Raw genomic sequence first — 25,054 nt, 5'->3', positions numbered from 1 at the left:
AATGAACAACATCAAACATACACTCAAGCGGCCACGCCTGCTGGTGCTGGGCTGCGGCGATGTGGGCATGCGCCTGCTGCCGCTGCTGCGCCACCGTTTCCGCATTGTTGCCGTCACCAGTTCGCCCGAGCGCTGCGCCGAGCTGCGGGCGGCAGGGGCCATTCCCATCCTGGCCGACCTTGACCGGCCGGCGACGCTGAAGCGCCTGGCGGGCCTGGCGCACCATGTCGTGCACCTGGCGCCGCCCCAGTCCGAAGGCGTGCGGGACCAGCGGACGCGCAACTTGTGCGCCATTCTACCTGAGGGCGCGCGCATGGTTTATGTGAGTACCACGGGCGTGTACGGTGACTGCGGCGGCGCGCTGATCGATGAAACGCGCCCGGTAGCGCCGCGCAATGCCCGCGCCATGCGCCGGGTGGATGCGGAACAGGTCTTGCGCAAGTGGGCGCGCGCCAGCGGGGCCAGGCTGGCCATTTTGCGCGTGCCGGGCATTTATGCCCGTGATCGCCTGCCGCTGCGCCGTCTGCAGCAGGGCACGCCTGCCTTGCTGGCGCAGGAAGACGTCTTCACCAACCACATCCATGCCGACGACCTGGCCCGCATTGTGGTGCAAGCTTTGTTCAAGGGGCGGCCTGGACGGGTGTACCACGCGGTCGATGACACGCAGATGAAGATGGCTGATTATTTCGATGCCGTGGCTGATGCGTTCGGTATGGCGCGTCCGCCGCGCGTCGCGAGAGAGCAACTGGTCCTGCAAGTATCGCCCATGCTGCTGTCGTTCATGTCGGAATCGCGCCGCATGCGCAATGCGCGCATCAAGCGCGAACTGGGTGTGCGCCTGCGGCACCCCGATGTCTGCACATCGCTCACGGCCATGGCACTGGTAGAATGAGGGGCTTGACTATGCGATGGGAACAACGATGACCTACGAAGAATATCTGGATGAAGTCACGACGCTGATCGTGGAGAAATACAATCTCAGCGATGCCGCCGCCATCAAGCTCGTGGTCAAGGCCCAGGACGCGGAATTTTTCGTGCAGCACGACGAGCAGGAAGCGCTGCGCAATATCGATCGCGCCCACAAGGATGCCAAGACCATTTTTATGGCCAGCCAAAAAGCTTGATGCGGCGCACCATTGTCCGATTGAGCTTCCTCAAAGGGCAATTTCTGCGCAGGCATATGGTGAGTAATGTCCATCCCGGATTATTTACTTGTGCTAGAGCCTGCCATGCCACACCGCATCACACAACCTACCAAGGAACAGGTCCGCGCCTATATGGCAGCGCGGCTCGTGGCGCGCCGGGCCGGCCGCCGTCCGCCGCCGTCGCCTGAAGAAATCCGGGCCTTGCTGGGCTGGCGCCTCATGCGGGCCGATGTCCAGTGTCTGCCGCTGCAATTCTATCTAATTCCCACCGCCTATACCCGTCTGGCCACGACGCTGGCATGCGACTTCCTCCTCGCCGCTATGAAAATTTCCTGTGTCGCGACACAAACACATCAAAATTTACTTAAACACAAACCAATTTTGTGTGAGAATGTCACAGCTTAAGCAAATGTCAATGTTACCGAAGCTGTTCGGACGCGTTTGATGACCGTATCGAATGTGCCTGAAAGGTGAGGGGAGCGGTGTTTTTGCTGGTAGCGACGAGCCCGCGGCAAACATGCTGCGGAATGTGAATTTTTGAAAGAATGTAGTCATGACGACAAGACATGTGCCCACAGAGGCAACCTATGATCCCAACCGCGTTCTTGACGCGATCATGGAGCGGCTGAACCTCAAGAATGATGCAGCGCTCTCGCGCGCCCTGGAAGTGGCGCCACCGGTCATCAGCAAGATTCGCCACCGCACGCTGCCAATCGGCGCCACGATCTTGCTGCGTATGCATGAAGTGAGCGAATTCAGCATCCGGGAACTGAAGTCTTTGATGGGTGTGCAGGTCACACCATTCCACTCGGTGGCGGCTTAAGCCGCTCCAGGCTGGCGGCGATCGCGCCGTGGGACGCTGAAGTGACACGCCGTCTTGCTCCTTCATCCTGCCGGAGGCAGGCGGGGCAAGACGGCGTAGTGCGTTTGATGACGCGAGCGCGTCGTAGCGTGCCCGAACCGGCTCTCGCCGGCCAGGCGAGACAATCAGGCCGGCAATATCGGTGCTGCGCAGCGCTGCGGTGCGCGAGCCTGCGGCTGCAGCATGCAATAGGCTGACTCTGTACCTGCCTGCTGCACTTGCGGTTGCAGCATGCAGTAAGCCGTGGCGGCTCCTTGTTTCACTTGTGGCTGCAGCATGCAGTAAGCAGCCTCGGCGCCGGCTTTGACCCGTGGCTGCAGCATGCAGTCAGCAATCCGGGTCCCCGCTTGTTTTACTCCCGCTTGTTTTACTTGTGGCTGCAGCATGCAATAAGCGGCGTCGCTACCGGCTTTCACGCTCGGCTGCAGCATGCAATAGGCTGCGTCGGTGCCGGCTTTCACGCCCGGTTGCAGCATGCAGTATGCAGCTTCGGCGCCAGCGTGTTTTGCCTGTGGCTGCAGCATGCAATACGCTGCGTCGGTACCGGCTTTCACGCTCGGCTGCAGCATGCAGTAAGCTGCATCGGTACCGGCTTTCAACCCCGGCTGCAGCATGCAGTACGCGCCATCGGTCCCTGCCTTCATGCCTGGTTGCAGCATGCAGTAGGCACTGGCGGCCTGGGCGGCATCAGTGCCATAGGCTTCAGCGCGAATGTACGGCTCGCCGAAAGTGTGCTCGTACAGTTCTTTCATGCGATTGCCGCCGCGCGCATCGGCGCCATCCTGTTCATCGGTGTCGAGGCCAACGTACGGATAGTGGTGCAGGAAGTAGCCAAAGGTCTGTTCGCAATCGGCCGCATACTTCATCGTATCAAGGATGTGGTAATGCCAGAAGGTATCGACATCGACCGTGGGGGCCACCTGCTCATGGGGATAACTGTGCATCAAAAACAAAAACCGGCAGTACTCGATGGCGATGGCATCGGCTTTGGCGCGACTCCAGCCTTCGCCCGACGCGGCGTGCATCAGTTTGGTCTTGATTGGCTCCAGGTTCAGTGCATTGATGGCGTCGAAGATGTTATTGGTTTTCATGATTTTTCCTCTTTGTAGAGTGTAGTTTGTGGTGAGACATCCCTGTTTGAATGACGGTAAAGCCCAGCTCGGCGTGCTCCTTTCTGTATCCAGTAAGAAATCAAATTCCTAAAAGCATTGATTTGCGTTACTAGATGAGGATGTTGCGCCGTTGCGTCCCGGCATTGTTGATTTCACTCAACAAACACTTTCACGTATTCCTAAGCCATGACGCCTGGGCTGACGACGGCTTCAGCTGCTGCCGCAGGCGCTGTATAGGACAATGCGAAAGACGGTGTCAGACAAGCGCCGGGTGCCGTGAGGACGGGCCAGCCGGAGGGGAGCTGGCGTCACGTCCGGGTTCCTGCAGCGGCACCGACACGCACACCGTGGTGCCTTCGCCGTCGGCGCTGCTGATGGAACACGAACCACCCAGGATGCTGATGCGTTCTTCGATGCCGACCAGGCCAAAGGAGCCGGCCTTGCCCCTTTCGCGCGCTCCCAGTCCGATGCCGTTGTCGGTGACGGTCATGGTGAGCTGGCGCCCGTCGGAGCACAGCTGCACGCGCACCGCCGTGGCATGGGCATGACGCACGATGTTGCTGAGCGACTCTTGCAGGATGCGGAAAAAGGCCGTGGCGGCATGGTCGTTGAGGGTGACGTCCTTGGGCTCGTCAATGAGCTCGCAGGCGATCCCGGTCCGGCGCCGGAACTCGGCGATCTGCCACTCCACCGCCGCCGACAGGCCCAGGTCCAGCACATTCGGGCGCAGGTCATTGATAATCTGGCGCACGCTCTTGATGGTCGCGTCAATCTGCTGCAGCGTGCCGCGCGCGCGCGCATGCAGGCGCGGGTGCTTGTCGCGGGTGCGCGTGGCCAGCATGTCGGCCTCGATGCGCAGTGCCAGCAGGTTCTGTCCCAGGTCGTCGTGGATTTCGCGTGCGATGCGTTTGCGTTCGCCTTCCTTGATCTGATCCGCATGCGCGGCCAGGCGCCGCAGGTTCTGGTGCGACTGCTGCAGCTTGGTCTGGCTTTCGCGCAGCTCGCGCGTCATCCCCTTGGCCATCTTGATGGCGCGCCGGCGCGACGACGTCAGCGCGTGGAACAGGGCGTACAGCAGCATCGAACTGGTAAAGCCGGCCGCCATCGCCAGCCAGGGCACGAATTCCTCAAAGCCGGTGTACAGGTCGCGCGCAGCGATGCTGAAGGTCGCATCCCACTGGCGCCCATTGAAGTCTATCGGCAGCGTGCTGCTGAAACGGTCGCTGAGCAGGTTGACACCGGTGCGGCGCGCGGCCAGCCCTGGTTGGGTATCGAACAGCACGCGCCCCCGTTTGCGGTCCACGCCAATGGCGTTGTCCACCAGCGTCATGCGCACGTTTTTGACGGGCATTTCATCGATCACGCCCAGCACCAGCTTGTCGACGCTGAAGGCAATGCCGACCGAGCCGACAAAGGCTGCGCGCCGTTCCTTGACGGTGCTGGTGGGCGCGTGCGGCAGATAGATGGGCAAGCGCATGGCCAGCCCGGTGCGGTTGCGGCCGGACATGGCAGCAACCGGCATGCCTGAGGAAATGAGCTGGCCGCCATCGCGCAAGGCCACATGGTTGACCTGCTGCAGCGGGTTGGCCTGCAGGTCGAAACCGATAGCCTTGTTGCCCGGTTCGATCGGCTCGATGAACGTCAGCACGCTGTATTCGGCACGCCGGCCCGGCGGGCGAATCTCGAAGCGCGTCACGCCGTCGATGTCGGCATTGAGCTCGCTGCGGATACGCCGCTCGAATGCTTCGCGGTTCTCGTCCTTGACGAATTCGGCAAAGTTGATCGTTTCGATGGCAGGGAAGTGGCGCGCCAGCTCCAGCCCCTGCACGTAACCGTGGAACTGGCGGCGCGTGAGCGGATAGCTGGTCTGGAACAGGCTGGCCGTGCCGCGCAGGACATCGGTATACGACTTGATGCGCGCGACAATGATGTTGCGGGCGTTTTGCGCGTGGGCCGAAAAACGCTGGCGCGAATCGGCTTCAATCGAGCCGGCCGTCATCACGTACAGCGCCAGGCCAACCGTGATCGACAAGGGCACCCCGATCCACATGGCCGGCCGTGTGGTCGAGAAGCTCTTGGTCGTGGAATGGTGGGTTCGCATTGCGCGTTGCAATCCTTTCGGTAGCCGCAAATGGCGCTGCATGGTTTGATCTAAGTTAACCGATAGGACCTTAACCGCCTACCTATCCGTCCTGCTAGGTTTGCATATTGTTAAGTTGATGAATATCAAAAAATCCCGCTGCAGCGCGGGCCGGAGCGGGATCGTGAGGGCGAAAGCGTCGCACATTGGCGACGCCGTATGTCAGCTATTTGCCCCAGCTGTCCTTGAGCGTTGTGACCCGGTTGAACACCGGTTTGCCCGGTGCCGAATCGACCCGGTCGGCCACAAAGTAGCCATGGCGCTCGAACTGGAAGCGCTGTTCCGGTTCGGCCGCGCTCATCCCCGGCTCCAGGTAGGCCGTCACCACTTCCAGCGCCGCAGGGTTGAGGGCGGTCTTGAAGTCCTTGCCGCCTGCATCGGGATGCGGATCGAGGAACAGGCGGTCGTACAGGCGCACTTCCGCTTCAAGGGCCGTCGCCGCGCTCACCCAGTGGATGTTGCCCTTGACCTTGTACGCATTCGAGCCTTCGGTGCCCGACTTGCTGTCCTCGAAATACTTCACGTGGACCGCGCTGACCTTGCCGTCGGCATCCTTGTCGTAGCCCACGCATTCGGCCACATAGCCGTGGCGCAGGCGCACGCGGCTGCCCGGCGCGTCGCCAATGGGCGGGTAGAAGCGGAAGTAGCCCTTGCTCGGCACTTCCATGAAGTCTTCCTGCTCGATCCACAATTCGCGCGTGATCGGGAAAGTACGCTCGCCGCGTTCGGGGAAGTGCGGGTGCACGGGGCACGAACACGGCACCGACAGGTCGGCCGGGAAGTTGTCGATAATGAGTTTGAGGGGCCGCAGCACGGCGGTGGCGCGCGGCGCCTTGGGATCGAGGTCGTCGCGCAGCGCGCCTTCGAGCACGCTCATGTCGATCCAGCCGTCGCTCTTGGAGGTGCCGGTGCGGTCGCAGAACAGCTTGATCGAGTCGGGCGTGAAGCCGCGCCGGCGCAGGCCGACCAGAGTCGGCATGCGCGGATCGTCCCAGCCCGACACGATGCCTTCCTCGACCAGCTGGCGCAGCTTGCGCTTGCTGGTGACGACGTAGGTGGTGTTCAGGCGCGCGAATTCGTACTGGCGCGGCACCGGCTGCTTGAAGAAGCCGCCTTCGGCCAGGGTCGCCAGCAGCCAGTCGTAGAACGGGCGGTGGTCCTGGAATTCGAGCGTGCACACCGAATGGGTGATGTTCTCCAGCGCGTCCGAAATCGGATGGGTGTAGTCATACATCGGATAGATGCACCAGGCGTCGCCGGTGCGGTGGTGGTGCGCGTGGCGGATGCGGTAGATGGCCGGGTCGCGCATGTTCATGTTGGGCGAGGCCATGCCGTCTTCGCTGATCTTCGCGCGCAGGATGTGCTCACCGTCCTTGAATTGACCGGCGCGCATGGCGCGAAACAGCGCCAGCGATTCCGCGGCCGGGCGGTCGCGGAAGGGCGAATTGGTGCCGGGCGTGCCGAAATTGCCCCGGTTCCTTGCCATGTCCTCGGCACTCTGGCTGTCCACATAGGCGTGGCCGGACGTGATCAGGTACTCGGCCATGGTATAGAGCTGCTCGAAATAGTCGCTCGCGAAGTACAGATGCGACTGGCCATCCTGCTCCCAGTCGAAACCGAGCCACTTCACGCTGTCCTTGATGGTATCGACGTATTCGGTATCTTCCTTTTCCGGATTGGTATCGTCAAAGCGCAGGTGGCAGCGCCCGCCATAGTCGCGCGCCAGGCCAAAATTGACGTGGATCGACTTGGCGTGGCCCACGTGCAGATAGCCGTTCGGCTCCGGTGGAAAGCGCGTGATCACCGGTGGCAGGCCGGCTCGCACATGGGTGCCGGCGGCCAGGTCGTTCTCGACAATGGCCCGCAGGAAGTTGGGCGAGGGCGCATTGGCCGGTGCCGGGACGTTATTTTTGTCGTTGCTCATCAGGTAAATGCCTAGAAAGGATCAGATCGCAGCATTTTACCGTACGCGAGGCACTCCTACAGGGGCAGGCGCCCCGCGCCGCTACCCGCCGCCGCGCTTTCTATAGGATAATCCCTCTTTACTGTTTTTTGCTGTCACCGGGAGTTTCTGAAATGGAAAATTTATACGCCGTCCTCGGCGTCGCGCCCAATGCCAGCGATGACGAGATCAAGAAGATCTACCGTTCCCTGGCCATGCGCTACCATCCCGACCGCAACGATGCGCCGGGTGCCAAGGCGCGCTTCCAGAGCATCACCAAGGCCTACGAAATCCTGTCCGACCGGGCCAGGAGGGACGAATACAACCAGAGCATCAACCACCGCATCATTCTCGATGCCGAGGCCGAGGCGTTCGAATTGTGGCGGTCCCTGTTTGCCTTGAACGGCGTGAGCCTGCCGGCGTAAGCGCGGTCCCGGCCAGCAGCAACAGCACCCATTTACAGGACACGACATGAGAAAAGTACACCCCGAATTTGCCTACCAGTCGCGCGAGCTTGGCGGCCAGATCGACGGCATCCTGGGCGACCCGCCCAACCGCAAGAACTACGAAATGATGCAGTCGGCCCTGGTGAGCGAGTACGCTGCCGGCGGCGGCATCGAAGACGTCAACATGATGAGCTTTGCGCTGGTGGACCACATCACCTTCAGCAATGCCAAGGGCCTGTTGGCAGAAGCCGGCGAATACGATGGCGGCAACCCGGAAAAGGTATTCACCATGGCAGCCTGCGAAGGCGACGCCGCGGCCATGTACGCGGCCATGACGGAAAACCATCCCGATCTGGCGCGCCAGGCCATCATCACCGCCTTCCTCTTCAAGAACCCGCGCATGTGGGACGAGGAAGACCAGTCCTTCGACCAGCTGGGCGAGAACGATGACGGCGACGACGTGGAAGACGACGATGGCGTGTCCGACGACTTTGCGCAGATGTTTGACCAGGAGGACTGAGGATGAGTGAAAAAGCCAATCTTCCCGCACTGAGCAAGCAGGTCAGCGAACTGGTACTGGCCGGCTCCCTGCATCACGCCGAGCAGGCGTTTTCGGAAGCAGTGGAGCAGCATGGCGACCTGGCCGTGGTTGAAGTACTGGGACAGCTGGCGCCGCAGGTCACCGCGCTGCACCTGGCCGGCTTTGACGGCGGCAAAACCTCGCTGGCCACCCTGCTGGTGCCGCCCAAGGCATGGGCCGACAGCCTGGCGTTCTTTGCCGCCACCTGGTCCGACGACATGATCGAGGACGATCCCGAGCGCGTGGCCGAGTCGCTGTTCGCGCACGTGCACGGCATCGTGTTTTCCACCGACGACGTGGAGCGCCGCCACGAGCTGCTGGCCGAAGCCTCGGCCACCGATTACGGGGCCACCATCTTTGCCATCCTGTTTTCGATGGCACCAAAAGAGATGCTGGAACTGGCCGGCGAAGTGCTGGCCAAGGGCCAGTACATCACCGCCCAGTCGTCGTCCGACAGCGACGTGGTGCCGCTGGCGGTGGAACTGGTGCGCGCCAGCGAAGATGGCTGGGACCGCGCGCTGTTCGAGCTGTTCCCGGACTTTCGCCATAGCGGCGACCTGGCCGACGCCGAATACTCGGACGATCCCGACGAGGAACCCAAATTCCTGCAGCGCTCGACCAAGGAGCTGCTGTACCGCCTGCGCAAGCAGGTGCCGTCGCAGCGCAGCGCCATTCCCAAGCGCGGCGCGCGCAAGAGCATCGGCACGGGTATCTTTTCGTGATGGACGAGTCGCAAGGCATGCTGCCCGCGCTCGTCGTCGAGCGCCTGCCACGGCTGGTGCTGGCAATTCGCTGCCTGGCCAGGCACGACGTGGAAGACCACGCCGTGATCATGGCCGACGAACTGTCCGGCATCACGGCCATGGTGGCGGAAAAATTCACCAACGATAAAACGGCCGAAGGCATCGTGCGCGCCTACTACCTGACGGTGGGCTGCGTGTCGCTGGGCCTGGACCACGACCTGGAGCCGGACGAGGATGACGAAGCGGCCATGCACTACCTGATCGAGCAGGGAGCCGAACACGTCTTCCAGACGGGTTTTCGCATGATCCGCGAGCTCGCAGCACTGCCCGAGGATTCGCTGGTGGGCGAGTACGACCAGGACCCGGTGTACCTGCAGCGGCGCCTCAAGGAGCTGTTCGTCGACATCTGCTACGCCGATCCGACCCAGAACTGGGCCGGTTTTGAGCGTTACGCCACCCAGCATCGCCAGCGCAAGGCAGTGCAGGCGATCGTGCGTGCCGCCGGCTGGCTGCGTCGCCATCATTATGCCGGGCCAATCAACGATCCGGACCTGAACGCCGAGGGCGTGATCGCCGTGGCCATCATTTCCGCCATCGAGGGAGGCGGGCGGATCGTTGCGCGTTCAAGCCAGAAGGACTTCGAGCGCCTGGTCAAGTCGGTGCGCAAGAACAAGCCGGACTTTGAAGAGGGCTGGGCCGCGCTCATGGCGCAGATCCCGCCCCAGCACCAGCCGGTCATCGCCGAGCGCATCGCGTCCTACCGCACCCACTGCACCGTCATCCAGAAAATTCGCTCGCGCACGGCCATGAAGACGCTCTTTGCCGAGTTTGAAAACTACGCGGGATCGGAGCTGGAAGCCGATTACGGCTAGCCTTCTTGCGATGGGAAGTTGTTTTTGCTATCTCCTAGCAAAAATAACTTCCTTGTAGTTGCAATTCTCTGATTTTCTGGGCTAGTATGTGTTTCCAACAATAAGGAGACACCATGCGCACCCTCGTTCAATCCCTCTTCCTGGCTACTGCCATCTCGCTATCGCCTCTGGCCAGCGCCGCCGATCCGGCCTTTGTCGGCAAATACATCAGTACGCCCGAAGACACGGCGGCCATCAACAAGGTCATCACGGACTTCCAGACGGCCTTGAAGACCGGGGATGCGCATCTGCTGTCGTCGCTCATGATCTCGTCCGACATCCTGTTTGCCAATCCGGCGCGGCCGCAGGCGATCAAGAATGTCCAGGCCAAGGCGGACGCCAACTTCAACGGCATCAATCCGGCAGGCTACCCGCAGTTTGCATCCATGATCGCCCGCGAAAAGAAAGGCACGATCGAAGAGCGCTTCTACAATGTGCGCATCACGCAGGATGACAACACGGCCGTGGTGATGTTCGATTTCGACTTCCGCTTCGACGGCAAAATCGAAAACCACGGCCTGGAAACGTGGCAGATGATGAAGAACAAGGATGGGCAGTGGAAGATCGCCAGCGTGTTCTGGTCGTCCAAAGGCGAGCCTAAGTAAGCCGCCATCATTCCCATCGCTGTGCTTCTAGTGAGGTATTCATGATCAAACTGGTTTTGTTAATCCTGGCCGGGATGTGCTGCGCCGCGCACGCGGCAGCCCTGGGCCTGGCGGGGGCGGGGAAATATCCGGTGGGCTTCCGGGTGGTGGAGCAGTACGACTACTCGCGCGCTTACCGCAGCGCGACGGACCTGGTCACGGGCCAGCCATATACAGGTGAGCGCGCAAGGCCGGTGCAAACCTTGATCTGGTACCCCGCCGCTGCGCAAGGCAGGCCGATGGCATATCGCGACTATTTCGACACGCTTGGCGCAGAAGACGACTTCAGTGCCAGCGCGGCGGACAAGGCGCGCCGCATCAAGGCGGAGCTGGACATGGCAACGGCCGGGCCCCGCGCTGCGCCGGCGCAGCAGGCCCTGGCCGCCGCCATGACGGCCTCGCGCGACGCTGCTGCGCGCCAGGGGCGCTTCCCGGCGGTCGTCTACGGCCCCAGCTTCGGCACGGCGGCCATGGATAATGCCGACCTGTGCGAGTATCTGGCCAGCCATGGTTACGTGGTCATCGCCAGCCCGTCGGTGGGTGCCAGGTCGCGTGCGATGACCAAGGACCTTGACGGACTGGAAGCGCAGGCCGCCGACATGGCCTTCCTGGCGGGATTTGCGCGCTCGCTGCCGAATGTGGACGCGGCCCGTATCGGCGTGATGGGTTACAGCTGGGGAGGGCTGGCCAACGTGCTGGCTGCCGCGCGCGATGACCGCATCGGCGCCGTGGTGAGCCTGGACGGCTCCGTTCGCGCGCATTCGCAGTATGTCGACGGCAGCAGTACTGCCGCGCGCTATGTCTTGCCGGAGCGCTTGACGGCGCCCATGCTGTATGTGGGGGCGCGCCCGCATTCGGCCGAAACGATCAACAAACATGGTCTCAACATCAGCTACAGCCTGCTGAACAAGATGGTCCATGCCGACACCTACATCCTGACCATGAACCCGATGTCGCATTCGGACTTTGATTCCTTCATGCTGCGCTTTGCCCCGGATGAATCGTTTGACCAGTACACGCGGGAAGAGGCCACGCTCGCGTACAGCTGGGCGGCGCGCTATGTGCGGCGCTTCCTGGACACCTATCTGAAGGGCGACCCGACGGGCAAGGCCTTCCTGATGAACAAACCGGTGGCCAATGGCGTGCCGCCGCGCCTGATGGTGACTGATATCCGTCTCGCGGCCAGCCCTGCGCCGACACTGGAAAGCCTGGCCGCGGAACTGGGCCGCACCGGCTTTGCCAATGCGATAGCCGCGTACAACCGGATCACGGCGCGCCAGCCGGCATTTACGCTTGCACCGCGCGCCATCAGCCAATGGGGCGGCGGGCTGCTGGAACGTGGCAAGGCGCAGGATGCGCGCCATATCTTCGCGCTGGGAGTACACCTGTACCCGGCCGATGCGGGAATGATGGATGGCCTGGCCGCCGCCCATCTGGCGCTTGGCCAGCGCGACGAGGCAGCCCGGAGTTTCCGGCGCGGCCTGGAGCTGGAACCGCAGAACGCGGAGCGCCGCAAACAGCTGCTCGCGCTGGAGAGCCGCTGATTGCGATGGCCTGCAGCAGCCCTAGAGCACACCCTTCTCGCGCAGGGCCGCGATCTCGTCGCCGCTGCGGCCAAGCACGTCGCGCAGCACTTCGTCGGTGTGCTGGCCCAGCATCGGTGGCGGCAGCTCGGCCTGCGCCGGCGTGACCGATAGCTTCATGGGGCTGCGTACCAGCTTGACCTTGCCCGCTGCCGGGTGATCCATCTCGAATGCAGTACCGCGTGCTTTCACCTGCGGGTTCTCGAACACTTCACCGATATCGTTGATCGGCCCGCACGGCACGCCCACAGCTTCGAGTTTGCTGATCCACTCGTCGCGGCTGCGCGTCTTGACCATCTCCGCCAGCAGCGGCACCAGGACCTCCCGGTTTTTTACGCGCAGCGGATTGGTCACAAAGCGCTCGTCGGACGCCAGGTCGGCGCGCTCTCCCGCTTCGACGAATTTCTGGTACTGGCCATCGTTGCCGGTGGCGACAATGATGTAGCCATCGGCGCAGGCAAAAGTCTGGTACGGGACGATATTGGCGTGCGCGTTGCCCCAGCGCTTGGGCGGCTTGCCGCTGTTGAGGTAGTTGCTGCCCATGTTGGCCAGCATGGCCACCTGGGTGTCGAGCAGCGCCATGTCGATGTACTGGCCGGTGCCGGTGCGGTCGCGGTGGGTGAGGGCGGCGAGGATGGCGACAGTGGCGTACATCCCGGTCATGATGTCGGTCAGCGCCACGCCCGCCTTTTGCGGACCGCCGCCGGGCAGGTCATCGCGCTCGCCGGTCACCGACATCAGGCCGCCCATGCCCTGGATCAAGAAGTCGTAGCCTGCGCGGTGCGCGTACGGGCCATCCTGGCCAAAGCCGGTGACCGAGCAGTACACCAGGTCCGGCTTGACCTGCCTGAGCGAGTCGTAATCGAGGCCGTAGCGCTTGAGCTGTCCCACCTTGTAGTTTTCCAGGACCACGTCGGCATGCCTGGCCAGATCGCGGATGATGGCCTGGCCCTCGCTGCTGGCGATATCGACCGTGACGGAACGCTTGCCCCGGTTGGCCGACAGGTAGTAGGCCGCTTCGCTGGTGTCCTTGCCCTCGGCATCCCTGGCGTAGGGCGGGCCCCAGGCGCGCGTGTCGTCGCCCGCGCCGGGGCGCTCGATCTTGATCACGTCGGCGCCCAGATCGGCCAGGTTCTGTGAACACCAGGGGCCTGCGAGCACGCGCGAGAGGTCGAGTACACGAATATGGCCAAGGGCCTTGGGCATGCCTTGCATAGCAGTTGTCATGTTGGCGGAAGCGGTGGCAAAAGGAAGCAATTATAGCGGCGCAGGTTCCGGAATATGGCCTGGAATTACGGCGCGGCCGCGCGCGATATGCTGCACAATCGACGAGGCGGGCTTGAGCACGCGTTCAATGAGCTCGAGCGCCAGGCGTGGCTGGGCGTCGCCGCACATGAAAATGTCGGCCGCGGCGAAGCCGTATTCGGGCCAGGTGTGGATGGAGATGTGGGATTCTGCCAGCAGTACCACGCCGGTCACGCCCTGGGATTCGCCAAAGCTGTGAAAGTGGCTGTGCAGGATGCGCGCGCCCGCGGCCAGCGCGCCCGCGCGCAGCAGCGCATCGATGTCGTTCGCGGCCACCAGCCGGGCCGGGTCGACTCCGTAAAAGTCTGCCAGCAGGTGGGTGCCCGCAGGGCGGTGCGCGCCTGCGGTCATTTGTGGCCGCCGCCTCCATAGAAGCCACCGCCGGTGCTGCTGCCGCCAGTGCGGTTGTAGCTGCTGCCCGAGCCGGAGCTGGATATATGGCTGATCGCGTTGGACCAGTTGATGACGGTCGTCACGATCGTCAGTGCCAGCGCGTACAGGAAGTATTTGGTATTCATTCGGAGTCCTTGTCGCCCTGGAGGGATTTGGCCGGATAAAACAGTGCAATCAGCGCGCCCACGGTGAGCAAGAAGGTGTCGCCAAAGGCAATCAGGAGCGGAATGGCGTTCAGGCCCAGGATCCACCAGACAAACTTCATCTGGGTCGAATACAGTTTGCCGCGGTCATCCTGTGCCGGCGCCGGTGCCCGTCCGGGAGCCGCGCGCTTGCCGAACCAGGCCTGCACCTGGCTCTCGGACACCGGGGACGAGCGCGACCACGTCAGTTCGTCCGCCGTCAGTTCCGCCGCCAGCGAGTTGCTGCCGCTTTCAAACTCGTACACGTGCGCCTTGTCGCCGGCAGCCACGCGCCAGTTGAACGCACCGGCCGCGTGCACCACGCGGCTCTCGTAGTCATAAGTCTTGTCGTAGCGGGTGTTTTGCAGCGTTGCGCTGGTAGCGTGCAGGGAGTGCCACTGTGGCCACTCCGGCTGCACACTGGACTGGAACCAGCCTTCGCTGCTCTCGATCAGCCACAGAAAGCCGCGCCTGGCGCTGAACAGGAGGTACTCGTTCCACTCTTCGCCTTCTTCGTCGGCGCGCACCATGGCGCCGATCAGCGTGTATTTCTGACCCTGGATGGCTGCCGATGCACCCAGTTCCAGCGTCCACTTGGGCGTGAGGGCGCGGCGGCCCGCTTCCAGCACCTGCACCTTGGGATTGCCCGCGTCCAGCTGCGCCGCGCAGGCCGGACACACCACGGTCGTGGTCACGCCGGGAACGTATCTGATGCCGCTGCCGCAGCTGGGGCAATCGAGGGTATCGAGCTTGCCACGATAGCGGCCCGCGCTGGCCTTGATGGCATCGTCATCGCGCAGCAGCTGCAGCTTGAGCTGGTCGAGGGTGACTGCCTCGCCGTGGTACATGAGCGGCGTGTCGCCGTCGGTATAGTCGAGCGTGAGGAAGGCGCTGCCTGAGCGCAGGTCGGCGGCACGTACGCGCCAGCCATCCCCGACGCGAAACGGCAGCTCGCCCTGGCCGCCGATACATTGCGCCTCGCGCCGGTCGGCGGCAGTAAACTGCCGCCCGCCTATGTTGTACACCTTGCCCGGCGCAAGCTGGTCAAAGGACGGCACGCCCGGCGGGGCCGGATGCGCAGAGGTGAGGGTGTACATGCCTGATGCATCACTGAGCCAGCCGCTGCTGCCATCGTCAAACAGCACATGCCACTCATTCCACATGCCCTGTTCGTAGCGCAGCTGGATACGGCCAACCACGGTGAAGCCGCGCGTGCCGTAGCTCCCGGCAGTGCCGACCTGGAACGGCGAATAGTCTTCCAGCACCGCAGAGAGCTTGCCCATGTCCTTGACGCTGTCGGCATCCTTGATGACGGCCGCGCGGCAGTACTCGCACACCGCCATGACGGAGGCGTGCGACTTGAATTCGACCGGGGCGCCGCAGCTCGGGCAGGAAACTGTCTGCATCGTGCGCCGGTCAGCCGATCAGCTTCTTGAGCAGTTCTGCCTTGGTGCTGTCGTAATCGGCAGCCGAGATCAGTCCCTTGTCCAGCAGGCCCTTGAGCTTGGCCAGGCGTTCCTCGATCGGCACTTCGGCCGGCGCCGCCGGAGCCGCTGGGGCTGCGGCTGCGGCCGGCTGGCCCTGGCCCATCATGCCGCCCAGGCTCTGCGCCATGGCCTGGCCCATCATGGCGCCGGCGCCAAGGCCAGCCCCAATGCCGGCCAGACCGCCTTCGTTCTGCGCCGCCAGCGGAATGCTGCTGGCCACCTGGAACTTGGTGAACCCGCCCATCTTGTCGGCGGAAAGCCCGCCCTTCATGCCGGCGGAGATGCGCTCGTCGAGCGCCGACTGAAGTTCTTCCGGCAGGCTGACGCTGGCGACATTGAATTCGTCAAGGCCGATGCCGTAGCGCAGGAAGGCTTCGGCCAGGTCGCCCTTGACCTGTTCGGCCATGAGGGCCTGGTTGGCGGCCATGTCCAGGAATGCCACGTTGGACGTACCCAGCGACGAGGCCATGGTGGCCATGAGCAGGCCGCGCAGCTGTTCTTCCACGTCGTCGCGGGTGTAGACTTCGCGCGTGCCGGAGAGTTCGGTAAAGAATTTGCGCGGGTCGGCCACGCGGTACGAGAACATGCCGAAGGCCCGCACGCGGATCATGTCGAAATCCTTGTCGCGGATCGTGATCGGCTGCGGCGTGCCCCATTTGCGGCCGGTCTGCACGCGGGTGCTGAAGTAGTAGACGTCGGACTTGAACGGCGAATCGAAGAACTTGTCCCAGTTGCGCAGGTTGGTCAGCACCGGCAGGGTCTGGGTGGTGAGCTTGTGGGTGCCGGGCCCGAAGACGTCGGCGATGGTGCCTTCGTTGACGAAGACGGCAATCTGCGACTCGCGCACATTGAGGATGGCGCCGTTCTGGATTTCAAAGTCCTGCATCGGAAAGCGCCAGGCGAGCACGCCCTCGGTCTCCTCGTTCCACTGCAGGACATCGATAAACTGCTTTCTGATGAATGAGCCGATGGACATGGTGAACCTCCTGTGTATGCAGATATAAAAGGTGAAACGAGGATCAGGATACCGAACCGGCGTTGACCAGGCCGATGGCAATCGAGATGGAGCCGAGCAGCACGCCAAAGGCCGAGTTGTCCGATTCGATCTGGTCCTTCGACATTTTGAGCAGGCGCATGGTGCCGTGGAAGACCAGTACCTGGATCAGCATGGCGCCTGCGCCCCAGCCCAGGAACAGATAGTAGTCGCCGTAGTTGAGCAGGGCCGATGCCAGCGGCAGGGAAAAGCCGATCAGGGTGCCGCCCAGGGACAGTGCAGCGGCGTGGTTGCCTTCGCGGATCAGCTTCACTTCGTCGTACGGGGTCATGCGCGTGTAGAGCGCGAAAAAGATCATGACCAGCGCGACCGCTGTTGCAAGGTGGAGCAGATAGTTTAGGATGGCGGGCACGCGTTCCTCCCCGGTTAAGATAGTCAAAATGACAGCACCACGGAATCTTAGATCAAAAGACGAGACATGACCAAACGAATTCTTATACTTTCCGTCTTTGTGGTCGCCTCCTGTGGCCTAGCCTATGAACTGATCGCCGCTGCCCTGTCGAGCTACCTGCTGGGCGACTCGATCATGCAGTTTTCCACCATCATCGGCTGCTACCTGTTTGCCATGGGCGTGGGCGCCCACCTGTCCAAGTACGTCAGCGACAAAGACGTGCTGGCTCGCTTTGTCGACATCGAGCTGGCAGTCGGCCTCATTGGCGGGCTGTCGGCGGCCATCCTGTTCATGACGTTTTCGTGGATGGAAGTACCGTTCCGCACGCTGTTATACATACTGGTCTTCATGATCGGCGCCATGGTGGGCATGGAAGTGCCGCTCGTGATGCGCGCCCTGAACGCGCGCGACACGTCCTTCAACGAGGTGGTGAGCCGCGTGCTCACCTTTGACTACCTGGGCGCGCTGGCCGTGTCGCTGCTGTTTCCGCTGGTGCTCGCGCCTACCCTGGGCCTGGTCCGTACCGGCTTTTTGTTCGGGATGCTCAACGTGGGCGTGGGCATGTGGACGCTGTACGTGTTCCGCCATGAGCTGATGGATGGCGGCGCTCGCGTGCTGCGGGCATCGGCCGTCATGGCCACGCTGGTATTCGGCTTCATCCTGTCGGACCGGCTGGTCCAGTGGGGCGAGCAGGGCCTGATGGGCGACCAGATCGTGTATGCCACCAGCACGCCGTACCAGCGGCTGGTGATCACGCGCTGGAAGGATGACACGCGCCTCTACATCAATGGCAACCTGCAGTTTTCCTCGCGCGACGAATACCGCTATCACGAGGCGCTGGTCCATCCCGCGCTGCAGTCGCTCCCCTGGGCGCGGCGCGTGCTGATTATGGGTGGCGGCGACGGGCTGGCGCTGCGCGAAGTGCTGCGCTATCCCAACGTGAGCCACGTTACCGTGGTCGACCTCGATCCCGTCATGACCGGTGTCTTCAGCACGCGCCCGGAGCTGGTCCGGCTCAATGGCGGCGCCTTTGCCGACAAGCGCGTCACCGTCGTCAACGCCGACGCCGCGGTGTGGCTCAAGAACACGAGCGAGATGTTCGACGTCGCCCTGATCGATTTCCCCGATCCGTCCAGTTTCGCGCTGGGCAAGCTGTATTCGGTGCCGTTCTATTCGGTGGTGAAGAACCACGTAGCGGCCCGGGGCCTGGTGGTGGTGCAGTCCACCTCGCCGTTCTTTGCGCCCAATGCCTTCTGGACCATCGACGCCACGCTGCGCGAAGTGGGCATGCGCACCTGGCCTTATCACGTGTATGTGCCATCATTCGGCGAATGGGGGTTCATCATGGCCTCACCCGAGCATGCCTTTGCGCCGCCGGCAAGCTACCGGCTGCCGATGCGCTTCCTGAATGAGGCAACCACGCGCGAAATGTTCACCTTCCCGCCTGACATGCAGCCGCGCGCCATGGCGCCGAACCGCCTCAACACGCAGTCGCTGGTCAAGGAATTCGAGCAGGACTGGCAGCAGGTGATCCGCTGATGGACCGCCGCTCCTTCCTGTCGCTGGCCGGCGCCGCGGGGACCGCTGCATTGTCGGGCGCGGGCCTGCATCGCTGGCAGGAGATCACGCCCACGCTGCATTACCCGGGGCGCGATGAAGGCCACTACCTGCGCGACCGCCGCCCGCTGCCGCCACCATCAAGTGTGATCGACGCCGATGTGGTGATCCTGGGCTCCGGCGTGGCCGGACTGACGGCGGCCTGGAAGCTGGGCAAGGAAGGGCAGCGCAATGTGGTCATGGTCGACGGCCCGCAACCGTTTGGCAATGCGGCCGGCGGCAGTTTTGGCGACCTGGCCTTTCCCACCGGCGCCCATTACCTGCCGCTGCCGTCGCAGGAGTCGGCCCACGTGCGCGAAATGCTGTTCGACCTAGGCATCATTTCGCGCGATCCGTTTGGCGAGCGGCCCGTGTACGACGAGCGCTTCCTGCTGCACGGGCCCCACGAGCGCCTGCTGTTCCGGGGCGCGTGGCACGAAGGCGGCATGCCGGCCGAGGGCGTGGGGCCGGATGAACTGGCCGAGCACCAGCGCTTTTTTGCCGAAGTGGAGCGCCTGCGCCAGCTGCGCGGCAGCGATGGCAGGCGCGCCTTTGTGTTCCCGGCGCTGCATTCATCCAGCGACGCGGCGCTGGCGCAGCTCGACCGCATCACCTTCAGGCAGTGGCTGGAGCAGGGCGGCTACCGCTCGCCGACGTTGCACTGGTATCTCAATTACTGCTGCCGCGACGATTACGGCAGCCGCTATGACCAGGTGTCGGCCTGGGCGGGCCTGCACTATTTTTGCAGCCGCGGCGGGCAGGCCGCCAATGCCGAGCCGGGCGCGTGGCTGACCTGGCCGGGCGGCATGCAGCCGGTGGCCGAGCAGCTGGCCGCGCGCTCTGGCGCGCGCCGCCAGGCGGGCAGCGTGGTCAGCCTGCGCCGCACTGCCGGCGGCGTGCAAGCGCTGTGCTTTACCCTGGACGGTGGCGTGGCCCGCACTTACCTGGTACGGGCGAGGAAGGCGGTGTGCGCCATGCCGCTGCATGTGGCGGCGCGCGTGGTGCAGGACATGGGCGCGTACGGCTTCGATGCGCGGCGCGACATGCCGCAGTATGCGCCCTGGATGGTGGCCAACTTCCTGATGCGCCGCTTTCCGCCCGAGCTGCCCGAGGCGCCCCTGGCCTGGGACAACGTGGTGTACCAGGAGCCGGGCCTGGGCTACGTGGTCTCCACCCATCAGGATATCCGGGTCACGCCGCCGGAAAAGACAGTGTTCAGCAGTTATGTGGCGCTGTCGGACCGCACGCCCCTGGCGGCGCGGCGCTGGATGCAGTCGGCCAGTGCGGACGATCTGGTGGCGCTGGCCAGCGCCGACCTGAAAGCGGCTTACGGCTGGAAGTTCGGCCTGTACGTGGAGCGGGTGGAGATCACCCTGCGCGGCCATGCCATGGCCATTCCGCTGCCGGGCTTTCGCAGCAACGCGGGACTGGCGGCCCTGCGGGCAGTGGACGGTCCGGTCGTCTTCGCCCACAGCGACCTGACGGGATTTTCAGTGTTTGAAGAGGCGGCGTGGTGGGGCATGGAAGCGGCGCGCAAGATCCTGGCGCGCTGATGCCGGCCGCCTAGTCGTAGGCAGCTGCCGCGCGGCGCCAAGCCGGATCGTCGCGCAGCTTGCGCACGGCCGCGCTGAGCGGCTCGAACAGACGGGCGTCGCGCTGCTGGACCAGGAAGCGCCGTTCGGTCGGTTCGCCGGGCATGGGGTAGATCCGCAGCTTCCATCCCAGGTGATGGCGGCGCACGAAGTAGCGCGCCATCGATTCGGCCACCAGCACGCAGTCCACGCGCCCCAGCAGCAGCTTTTCGATATTCTTTTCGTCGCTCACGCTGCCCAGGCGCTTGAGGCCCGCGCGCGCAAACCAGCTGTCCAGGCCCGGATACACGTACCCGGTGGTCACGCCAATGGTACCCGGTGCCAGGATGGCCGAGCGGTTGGGGTCGACCGGCCTGGAGGCAAGCGACACCAGGGCGAAACGGTCGGTCGCAAAGGGGGCCGTCCACTTGTATTTGCTCTGGTCAGGGTCGTCCAGCCATTCCGGCATCATGCCGATGACGATGCCATCGAGGCTGCCGTCTTCCAGCTTGACCTGCAGGCGCTTGCGCGGCAGGTAAAACAATTTGTATTGCAGGCTGCCGGAGTGCTTGTTGAGGTGGGCGATCAGGTCGGGATACAGGCCGCCGCCGTGGCCCAGCATGAGCGGCGCAAAGTTAGCGCTGGTGTAGACGTTGACCACTTCCGCGCGCGCCACGACGGCCAGCAGCAAGGCGCAGGTGAGCAGGAGGCGGGAAGCAATGGTTTTCACGGCGCCATCATATCACTGCGCTGCGGCGCGGACCGATTGTTCCGACAGGCGCGCCAGGAACAGCTTGCGCTCGGCGTCGATCAGGCGGTCCACATGCGCCACCTCCAGGCCGCCCGCCTCGAGCGCAAAGGCAGACAGCTGCAGGCCGGCCTCCAGCGTTTCCGGCACCACGATGGTGGCGCCGGCGAGCTTGAGGTCGCAGGCGTGCTTTTCATCGCGCGAACGCGCATACAGGGCTACCTGCGGAAATTCGCGCCGAATCCCGCGCACTGCATGAACGGCCGACGCTGCATGGTCCATCGTCAGCAGGATGGCCGGCGCACTGCCGGCATCGACGCGGCGCAGCAGTTCCGGGCGCGAAGCGTCGCCGAAAAACACGGGGTAGCCCTCGGCGCGGGCCTGTGCCACCAGGCTCGCCTCGGTCTCGAAGGCCACGAAAGCGATGCCCTGTTCCGTCAGCAGCTTGGCCAGCTGGCGCCCCACGCGGCCGAAGCCGGCAATGATGATGCGCCCGCGCGCCGCTTCCAGGTCGGCCTGGTCGCGCAGGGCGGCGGCGGCATCGTCGGCCGCCTGGCGCCGCTCGCCGATGATGCGGCCCAGTCTTGCCAGGGGCGGGGTGGCAAACAGGCTCAGGCCCACAGCCAGCAGCACCATCTGGCCCAGGTTGGTATCGATGAGCGCGCCCTGGGTGGCGTAGCCGATGACGATAAATGCGAATTCGCCGCCCTGGCCGAGCAGCAGCCCGCCCTCGGCCGCGCGGCCCCACGGCAGGCCGCCGAGCCGGAACAGCATGGCCACGATCAGGGCCTTGACGCCGATCAGGGCCAGCACGGCCGAGAGCAGCAGCCACGGATGGGCCACGATCTGGCGCACGTCCATGCCCATGCCCACCGTCATGAAAAACAGTCCCATCAGCAAGCCCTTGAACGGCGCGATCATCAGTTCGACTTCGTGGGTGAACTCGGTTTCGGCCAGCAGGACGCCGGCGATCAGGGCGCCCAGCGCCATCGACAGGCCGGCTGCGGCCGACAGCGCGGCAATGCCGAGCGTGGTGAGCAAGGTCAGCGCCATGAAGACGTCGGGCTGACGGTGGCTGGCAAAGGCGCGGAACATGGGCTGGACCACGCGTCCACCGACGAGGTAAATGACGGCGATCGCCAGCGCTGCCTTGGCCATGGCGGCCAGCACCAGCACGCCCAGGCTGGCGCTGGCACCGCCGCTCATGGCGCCCACCAGGATCAGCAGGGGTACCACGGCCAGGTCCTGCAGCATGAGGACGGAAAACGCGGCCTGGCCCAGCGGCGTGGCGGTACTGTGCTGCGCCGTCAGCAGCTGCATGACGACCGCGGTCGAGGAGAGCGACAGCACCAGCCCAAGAATGATGGCCGTGTCGAGGCGGCCCGTGAACCACCAGATGGCACTGCCAATGGCGGCTGCCGACAGCAGCACCTGGGCGCTGCCGGCGCCAAACACCCAGCGCCGCAGGGACCACAGGCGTGCCGCGGACAGTTCCAGGCCGATCATGAACATCAGGAAGATCACGCCCAGCTCGGCCAGGGCCACCACCCCTTCTTCCCTCGGAAAGGTCAGGTAGGAAAGCCAGGGCAGGTCACCGGCCAGCAAGCCCAGGCCGAACGGTCCGAGCAGCACGCCGGCTGCCAGAAAGCCGAGCACCTGGTTCACGCGCAGGCGAGCCAGCAGGGGAATCAGGATGCCGGCCAGGGCCAGAAACAGCAGTATTTCTCGCAGAAATGGAAAGGCGTGTTGCTCTTGCACGAGTTGTCCCGGGATGGATGCTAAGCCGTGTCATTCTATAGTACGCCAGGGTGCCAGCGGCCACCGGCCACACCCGGGCAGGCGGGTGTGTCGGGGCCGGAACTGGCGGCAGGATCGCAATCCTCAGGGCGCCACCACCATGCGCTCCGGCTCGGCCGGCACCTGGCGCGTTTCCGTGGTGTGGATGAGCTCTTCGAGTTCCGCGGGTTCCGCACGCATGTGCAGGAAGCGCGCAATGGCCGTGTCCAGGGGCGGCAGCAGGATGGCGCGGTTGCTGCCCAGGGCGCTGTAGACGGGCCGCTGGGCCTGGTAGCCAAAGTCGGCGGCGCGGCGCAGTTCGAGCCGGCTGGCGTCCACCCCCGCTTGCCGGGCTGCGCTCTCGGCCAGCGCCGCCCAGGTGAGGGCGGTGCCATTGGTGAGATGCCACACGCCGCATTCGCGGTCGATGATGAGGTCCAGGCAGGCATGCACCAGGTCCGGCACATAGGTGGGGGTCACGGTCAGGTCGCTGGCCACGGTAAACGGTGCGCCGCGTCCGAGCGTGTCGATGGCGATGGTGACAAAATTATGGCTGTCCCACGGCCCGAAAAAGGCGCTGGTGCGTACCACCAGTGCGCCGCTGTGCTGATCGAGCACGATCTGCTCGGCCGCCGCCTTGCTCTGGCCATAGATATTGAGCGGGGCCACGCTGTCGTTTTCCGTGTAAGGGCTGTCTTGCTGGCCGTCAAACACCAAATCGCTGGAAAAGGTGGTGAGATGGATGCCATGACGGGCGCAGGCAGCGGCCAGCACGGATGGCCCCTGGACATTTTCGCGGAAGCACCGTTCCACGTCATGCTCGGCATCGTCCACGCGCACGTAGCCACTGGCATTGATGATGGCCCAGGGTTGGAACTGGGCAATGGCTTGCTCCACTGAGTGCTGGTCCGCTATATCCATGTCCTTGCGGCTGAGGAGCCGGTAGGCCAGGTTGCGGCCCTTGCACACCCGGGCAAAGGCGCGGCCCAGGGTACCGGTGGCGCCGGTGATGAGGATGGGCGCGGCATGGGTGCCCACGCTCAGGTGGCCGTCGGCCGAGATGGAACTGAGCGCTTCGGGGGTGGCAATGGGTGGGCACAGGAAGCGGCCCGGACGGCGCCACCAGCCCTGGCCACGCAGCACGGGATGGGACAGTGGCTTGCCCCCGGCCAGTTCGCGCATCATGGCCGCCAGCGCCGTGGGGCGCGGCTGCGGCGAACGGATGTCGAACGGACCGGGCTCGTAGTAGCCCTTGTTGGTGGTGACCAGACTGTTCCAGTCGAAGGAGCCGAGCAGCGACCACACGGTCACGGCGCGCACGTCCACCCCGGCCTGGCGGGCCCGGGCGCTGGCATCCCATACTTCCAGCAGCCAGCGCAGCTGGTCTTCGCGGTTGGCATCGATATGCGCTTCGGTGACGGCAATCGGGATGCCGTAGCGGTCCCATACTTCGTGCAGCAGGGGGCCGATCCCGGCCGTGGGCGTGGCCAGCACGCGCGCCGTTTCAATGTCGGCGCAAGGCTGGCCGCCAATGCTGCCGCGGAAATGGGCGGGATAGCGGTCGGCGCGGTGGTCAAGCCAGCGCTCGCTTGTCACGTAATAGTTGACGCCGATAATGTCCGGCGGGCAGGGATTGTCACGGAACCAAAGCAGCTCGGCCGGGTCAATGCCGGAGCGGATGAGATAAGGCCAGATCGGGTATTGCTCGTCGACCTTGCCACACAGCAGGTCCCATGCCAGCCAGCGGCGCGCGTTGTAGAAGTCGGCCGCTTCATGCAGCTCCGGTGTGCTGTACGTCTTGCCCAGGTCATCTGTCTGGACCAGCTTGGCGCTGGGATTGATGCGCCGCACCGCCTGCATGGACAGCACGGTGGCCTTGCACTGCACCAGCAGGGCCTGGATGAAGGTGCGGTCGTCGCGCCCGTGCGGGTACCACAGACCATACAGGCCGCTGAAGCGGGCCGTGGTCAGTGGCTCATTGACGGGCGTGTAGTACTCAATCCAGGGATAACGGGTGGCAACGGCCTGCGCGTAGGCCGCCAGTCCCTGTGCAAAGCCGGGGTCAACCAGGCTGGTGTGGCGCGGGCCGCTGCCGTGGTGCACCAGGCCGGCGATGGGGGTGATGCCGGCGGCGCGCAGGGCCGGCAGGCGCTCGTCCGGCCAGCTCCAGTCGGCCTTGTCCAGGCCCTCGGGTGCGGTGCGTTCCCACAGAATGGGGTAGCGGATGGCGCGAATGCCGAGCGACGCGAAGCGGTCAATGTCATCGCCCCGGTGGCAATGGCCGTTGCGTTCGATCTGGCTGTAAAACTCGTCGCCGACGCGGTTCACTGTGCATTCCAGCCCGCCCCATAGTTCCAGGGGGGCTTGCAGCGGATCCGGTTTTGCTGTGTTCATATTTTTTTCCCGATGTAATGGAACATCAACTTGTATTGTTAGATAAAGC

At 64.1% G+C, this 25,054-nt stretch carries 24 protein-coding genes; 12 read left to right on the top strand and 12 right to left on the bottom strand.

Translation table 11 applies throughout. The features are described from left to right. Position 1: 1 nt before the first annotated feature. From KY495_RS02720 to KY495_RS02705, 4 genes are all read left to right on the top strand, one after another. Positions 2 to 892 carry an SDR family oxidoreductase gene (locus tag KY495_RS02720; RefSeq protein WP_219882241.1) on the top strand — a complete coding sequence of 297 codons (891 nt, stop codon included), beginning with the start codon at positions 2 to 4 and terminating at the stop codon, positions 890 to 892. Between the two features lie 28 nt (positions 893 to 920). Then, positions 921 to 1,124, top strand: a complete 204-nt coding sequence (locus KY495_RS02715; RefSeq protein ID WP_219882240.1) for a hypothetical protein — start codon at positions 921 to 923, stop codon at positions 1,122 to 1,124. Between the two features lie 66 nt (positions 1,125 to 1,190). Next, a complete protein-coding gene (locus KY495_RS02710; protein ID WP_219882239.1) occupies positions 1,191 to 1,550 on the top strand; it encodes a hypothetical protein in 360 nt (119 codons plus the stop codon). Between the two features lie 148 nt (positions 1,551 to 1,698). Further along, entirely contained in the window at positions 1,699 to 1,968 is a 270-nt protein-coding gene (locus tag KY495_RS02705; protein ID WP_219882238.1) for a hypothetical protein, read from the top strand. 164 nt (positions 1,969 to 2,132) lie between these two features. Here the strand turns inward: KY495_RS02705 and KY495_RS02700 are convergent, their stop codons facing one another. From KY495_RS02700 to KY495_RS02690, 3 genes are all read right to left on the bottom strand, one after another. Further along, positions 2,133 to 3,098 carry a hypothetical protein gene (locus KY495_RS02700; protein WP_219882237.1) on the bottom strand — a complete coding sequence of 322 codons (966 nt, stop codon included), beginning with the start codon at positions 3,096 to 3,098 and terminating at the stop codon, positions 2,133 to 2,135. A 277-nt stretch (positions 3,099 to 3,375) separates the two neighbouring features. Continuing rightward, complete coding sequence (locus tag KY495_RS02695) at positions 3,376 to 5,220, bottom strand: CHASE domain-containing protein (protein ID WP_229518472.1); 1,845 nt, start codon at positions 5,218 to 5,220, stop codon at positions 3,376 to 3,378. 205 nt (positions 5,221 to 5,425) lie between these two features. Continuing rightward, positions 5,426 to 7,183 carry a glutamine--tRNA ligase/YqeY domain fusion protein gene (locus tag KY495_RS02690; RefSeq protein ID WP_219882236.1) on the bottom strand — a complete coding sequence of 586 codons (1,758 nt, stop codon included), beginning with the start codon at positions 7,181 to 7,183 and terminating at the stop codon, positions 5,426 to 5,428. A gap of 152 nt (positions 7,184 to 7,335) precedes the next feature. Between KY495_RS02690 and KY495_RS02685 the strand changes: the two genes are divergently transcribed. The 6 genes from KY495_RS02685 to KY495_RS02660 all read left to right on the top strand — a co-directional run bounded on the left by KY495_RS02685 (position 7,336) and on the right by KY495_RS02660 (position 12,069). Then, positions 7,336 to 7,626, top strand: a complete 291-nt coding sequence (locus tag KY495_RS02685) for a J domain-containing protein (RefSeq protein WP_219882235.1) — start codon at positions 7,336 to 7,338, stop codon at positions 7,624 to 7,626. 46 nt (positions 7,627 to 7,672) lie between these two features. After that, positions 7,673 to 8,167: a hypothetical protein gene (locus KY495_RS02680; RefSeq protein ID WP_219882234.1), complete on the top strand. Its 495-nt coding sequence runs from the start codon at positions 7,673 to 7,675 to the stop codon at positions 8,165 to 8,167. A 2-nt stretch (positions 8,168 to 8,169) separates the two neighbouring features. Beyond that, positions 8,170 to 8,949, top strand: coding sequence for a hypothetical protein (locus KY495_RS02675; RefSeq protein ID WP_219882233.1), 780 nt, complete (start codon positions 8,170 to 8,172; stop codon positions 8,947 to 8,949). 17 nt (positions 8,950 to 8,966) lie between these two features. Further along, positions 8,967 to 9,842: a hypothetical protein gene (locus KY495_RS02670; protein ID WP_219884031.1), complete on the top strand. Its 876-nt coding sequence runs from the start codon at positions 8,967 to 8,969 to the stop codon at positions 9,840 to 9,842. A gap of 113 nt (positions 9,843 to 9,955) precedes the next feature. Next, the gene (locus KY495_RS02665) at positions 9,956 to 10,486 is read left to right on the top strand and encodes a nuclear transport factor 2 family protein (RefSeq protein WP_219882232.1); all 531 of its coding nucleotides are present in this window, start codon (positions 9,956 to 9,958) and stop codon (positions 10,484 to 10,486) included. Between the two features lie 41 nt (positions 10,487 to 10,527). Continuing rightward, complete coding sequence (locus KY495_RS02660) at positions 10,528 to 12,069, top strand: dienelactone hydrolase family protein (protein WP_219882231.1); 1,542 nt, start codon at positions 10,528 to 10,530, stop codon at positions 12,067 to 12,069. Between the two features lie 21 nt (positions 12,070 to 12,090). Here the strand turns inward: KY495_RS02660 and KY495_RS02655 are convergent, their stop codons facing one another. Genes KY495_RS02655 through KY495_RS02630 form a run of 6 tightly spaced genes read right to left on the bottom strand, consistent with a single transcriptional unit; the run spans position 12,091 to position 16,881 of the window. After that, on the bottom strand, positions 12,091 to 13,335 hold the full coding sequence (locus KY495_RS02655; protein WP_229518471.1) for a CaiB/BaiF CoA-transferase family protein: 1,245 nt from the start codon (positions 13,333 to 13,335) through the stop codon (positions 12,091 to 12,093). A 30-nt stretch (positions 13,336 to 13,365) separates the two neighbouring features. Then, positions 13,366 to 13,764 carry an adenosylmethionine decarboxylase gene (gene speD / locus KY495_RS02650; protein WP_219882230.1) on the bottom strand — a complete coding sequence of 133 codons (399 nt, stop codon included), beginning with the start codon at positions 13,762 to 13,764 and terminating at the stop codon, positions 13,366 to 13,368. After that, entirely contained in the window at positions 13,761 to 13,931 is a 171-nt protein-coding gene (locus KY495_RS02645; RefSeq protein ID WP_219882229.1) for a hypothetical protein, read from the bottom strand. The genes speD and KY495_RS02645 overlap by 4 nt, the downstream gene beginning before the upstream one ends. Continuing rightward, positions 13,928 to 15,394: a DUF4178 domain-containing protein gene (locus KY495_RS02640; protein WP_219882228.1), complete on the bottom strand. Its 1,467-nt coding sequence runs from the start codon at positions 15,392 to 15,394 to the stop codon at positions 13,928 to 13,930. Before KY495_RS02640 ends, KY495_RS02645 begins: the two co-directional genes overlap by 4 nt. Positions 15,395 to 15,404: 10 nt before the next feature. Beyond that, positions 15,405 to 16,451: an SPFH domain-containing protein gene (locus tag KY495_RS02635; RefSeq protein ID WP_219882227.1), complete on the bottom strand. Its 1,047-nt coding sequence runs from the start codon at positions 16,449 to 16,451 to the stop codon at positions 15,405 to 15,407. A gap of 43 nt (positions 16,452 to 16,494) precedes the next feature. Next, positions 16,495 to 16,881 (bottom strand): DUF350 domain-containing protein, encoded by a 387-nt coding sequence (locus KY495_RS02630; protein WP_219882226.1) that lies wholly within the window; start codon positions 16,879 to 16,881, stop codon positions 16,495 to 16,497. A 66-nt stretch (positions 16,882 to 16,947) separates the two neighbouring features. On the opposite strand from KY495_RS02630, the gene KY495_RS02625 reads away from it, so the two are divergent. Together KY495_RS02625 and KY495_RS02620 are read left to right on the top strand one after the other, a co-directional pair. After that, positions 16,948 to 18,459, top strand: a complete 1,512-nt coding sequence (locus tag KY495_RS02625) for a polyamine aminopropyltransferase (protein ID WP_219882225.1) — start codon at positions 16,948 to 16,950, stop codon at positions 18,457 to 18,459. After that, on the top strand, positions 18,459 to 20,069 hold the full coding sequence (locus KY495_RS02620) for an NAD(P)/FAD-dependent oxidoreductase (protein WP_219882224.1): 1,611 nt from the start codon (positions 18,459 to 18,461) through the stop codon (positions 20,067 to 20,069). Before KY495_RS02625 ends, KY495_RS02620 begins: the two co-directional genes overlap by 1 nt. A gap of 10 nt (positions 20,070 to 20,079) precedes the next feature. Here KY495_RS02620 and KY495_RS02615 read toward each other — a convergent pair whose 3' ends face one another. The 3 genes from KY495_RS02615 to KY495_RS02605 form a co-directional block, all read right to left on the bottom strand. After that, the gene (locus KY495_RS02615) at positions 20,080 to 20,817 is read right to left on the bottom strand and encodes an ABC transporter substrate-binding protein (RefSeq protein WP_219882223.1); all 738 of its coding nucleotides are present in this window, start codon (positions 20,815 to 20,817) and stop codon (positions 20,080 to 20,082) included. Positions 20,818 to 20,829: 12 nt separating this feature from the next. Beyond that, positions 20,830 to 22,593 carry a cation:proton antiporter gene (locus KY495_RS02610; protein ID WP_219882222.1) on the bottom strand — a complete coding sequence of 588 codons (1,764 nt, stop codon included), beginning with the start codon at positions 22,591 to 22,593 and terminating at the stop codon, positions 20,830 to 20,832. 123 nt (positions 22,594 to 22,716) lie between these two features. Then, positions 22,717 to 25,005 (bottom strand): family 1 glycosylhydrolase, encoded by a 2,289-nt coding sequence (locus tag KY495_RS02605; RefSeq protein ID WP_219882221.1) that lies wholly within the window; start codon positions 25,003 to 25,005, stop codon positions 22,717 to 22,719. Positions 25,006 to 25,054 lie beyond the last annotated feature (49 nt).

Origin of the sequence: Massilia sp. PAMC28688, assembly GCF_019443445.1 — a bacterium.
Lineage (GTDB): Bacteria > Pseudomonadota > Gammaproteobacteria > Burkholderiales > Burkholderiaceae_D > Telluria_A.
The sequence above is the reverse complement of the archived record's forward strand: the minus strand, read 5'-3'. Positions and strand labels throughout refer to the sequence as shown.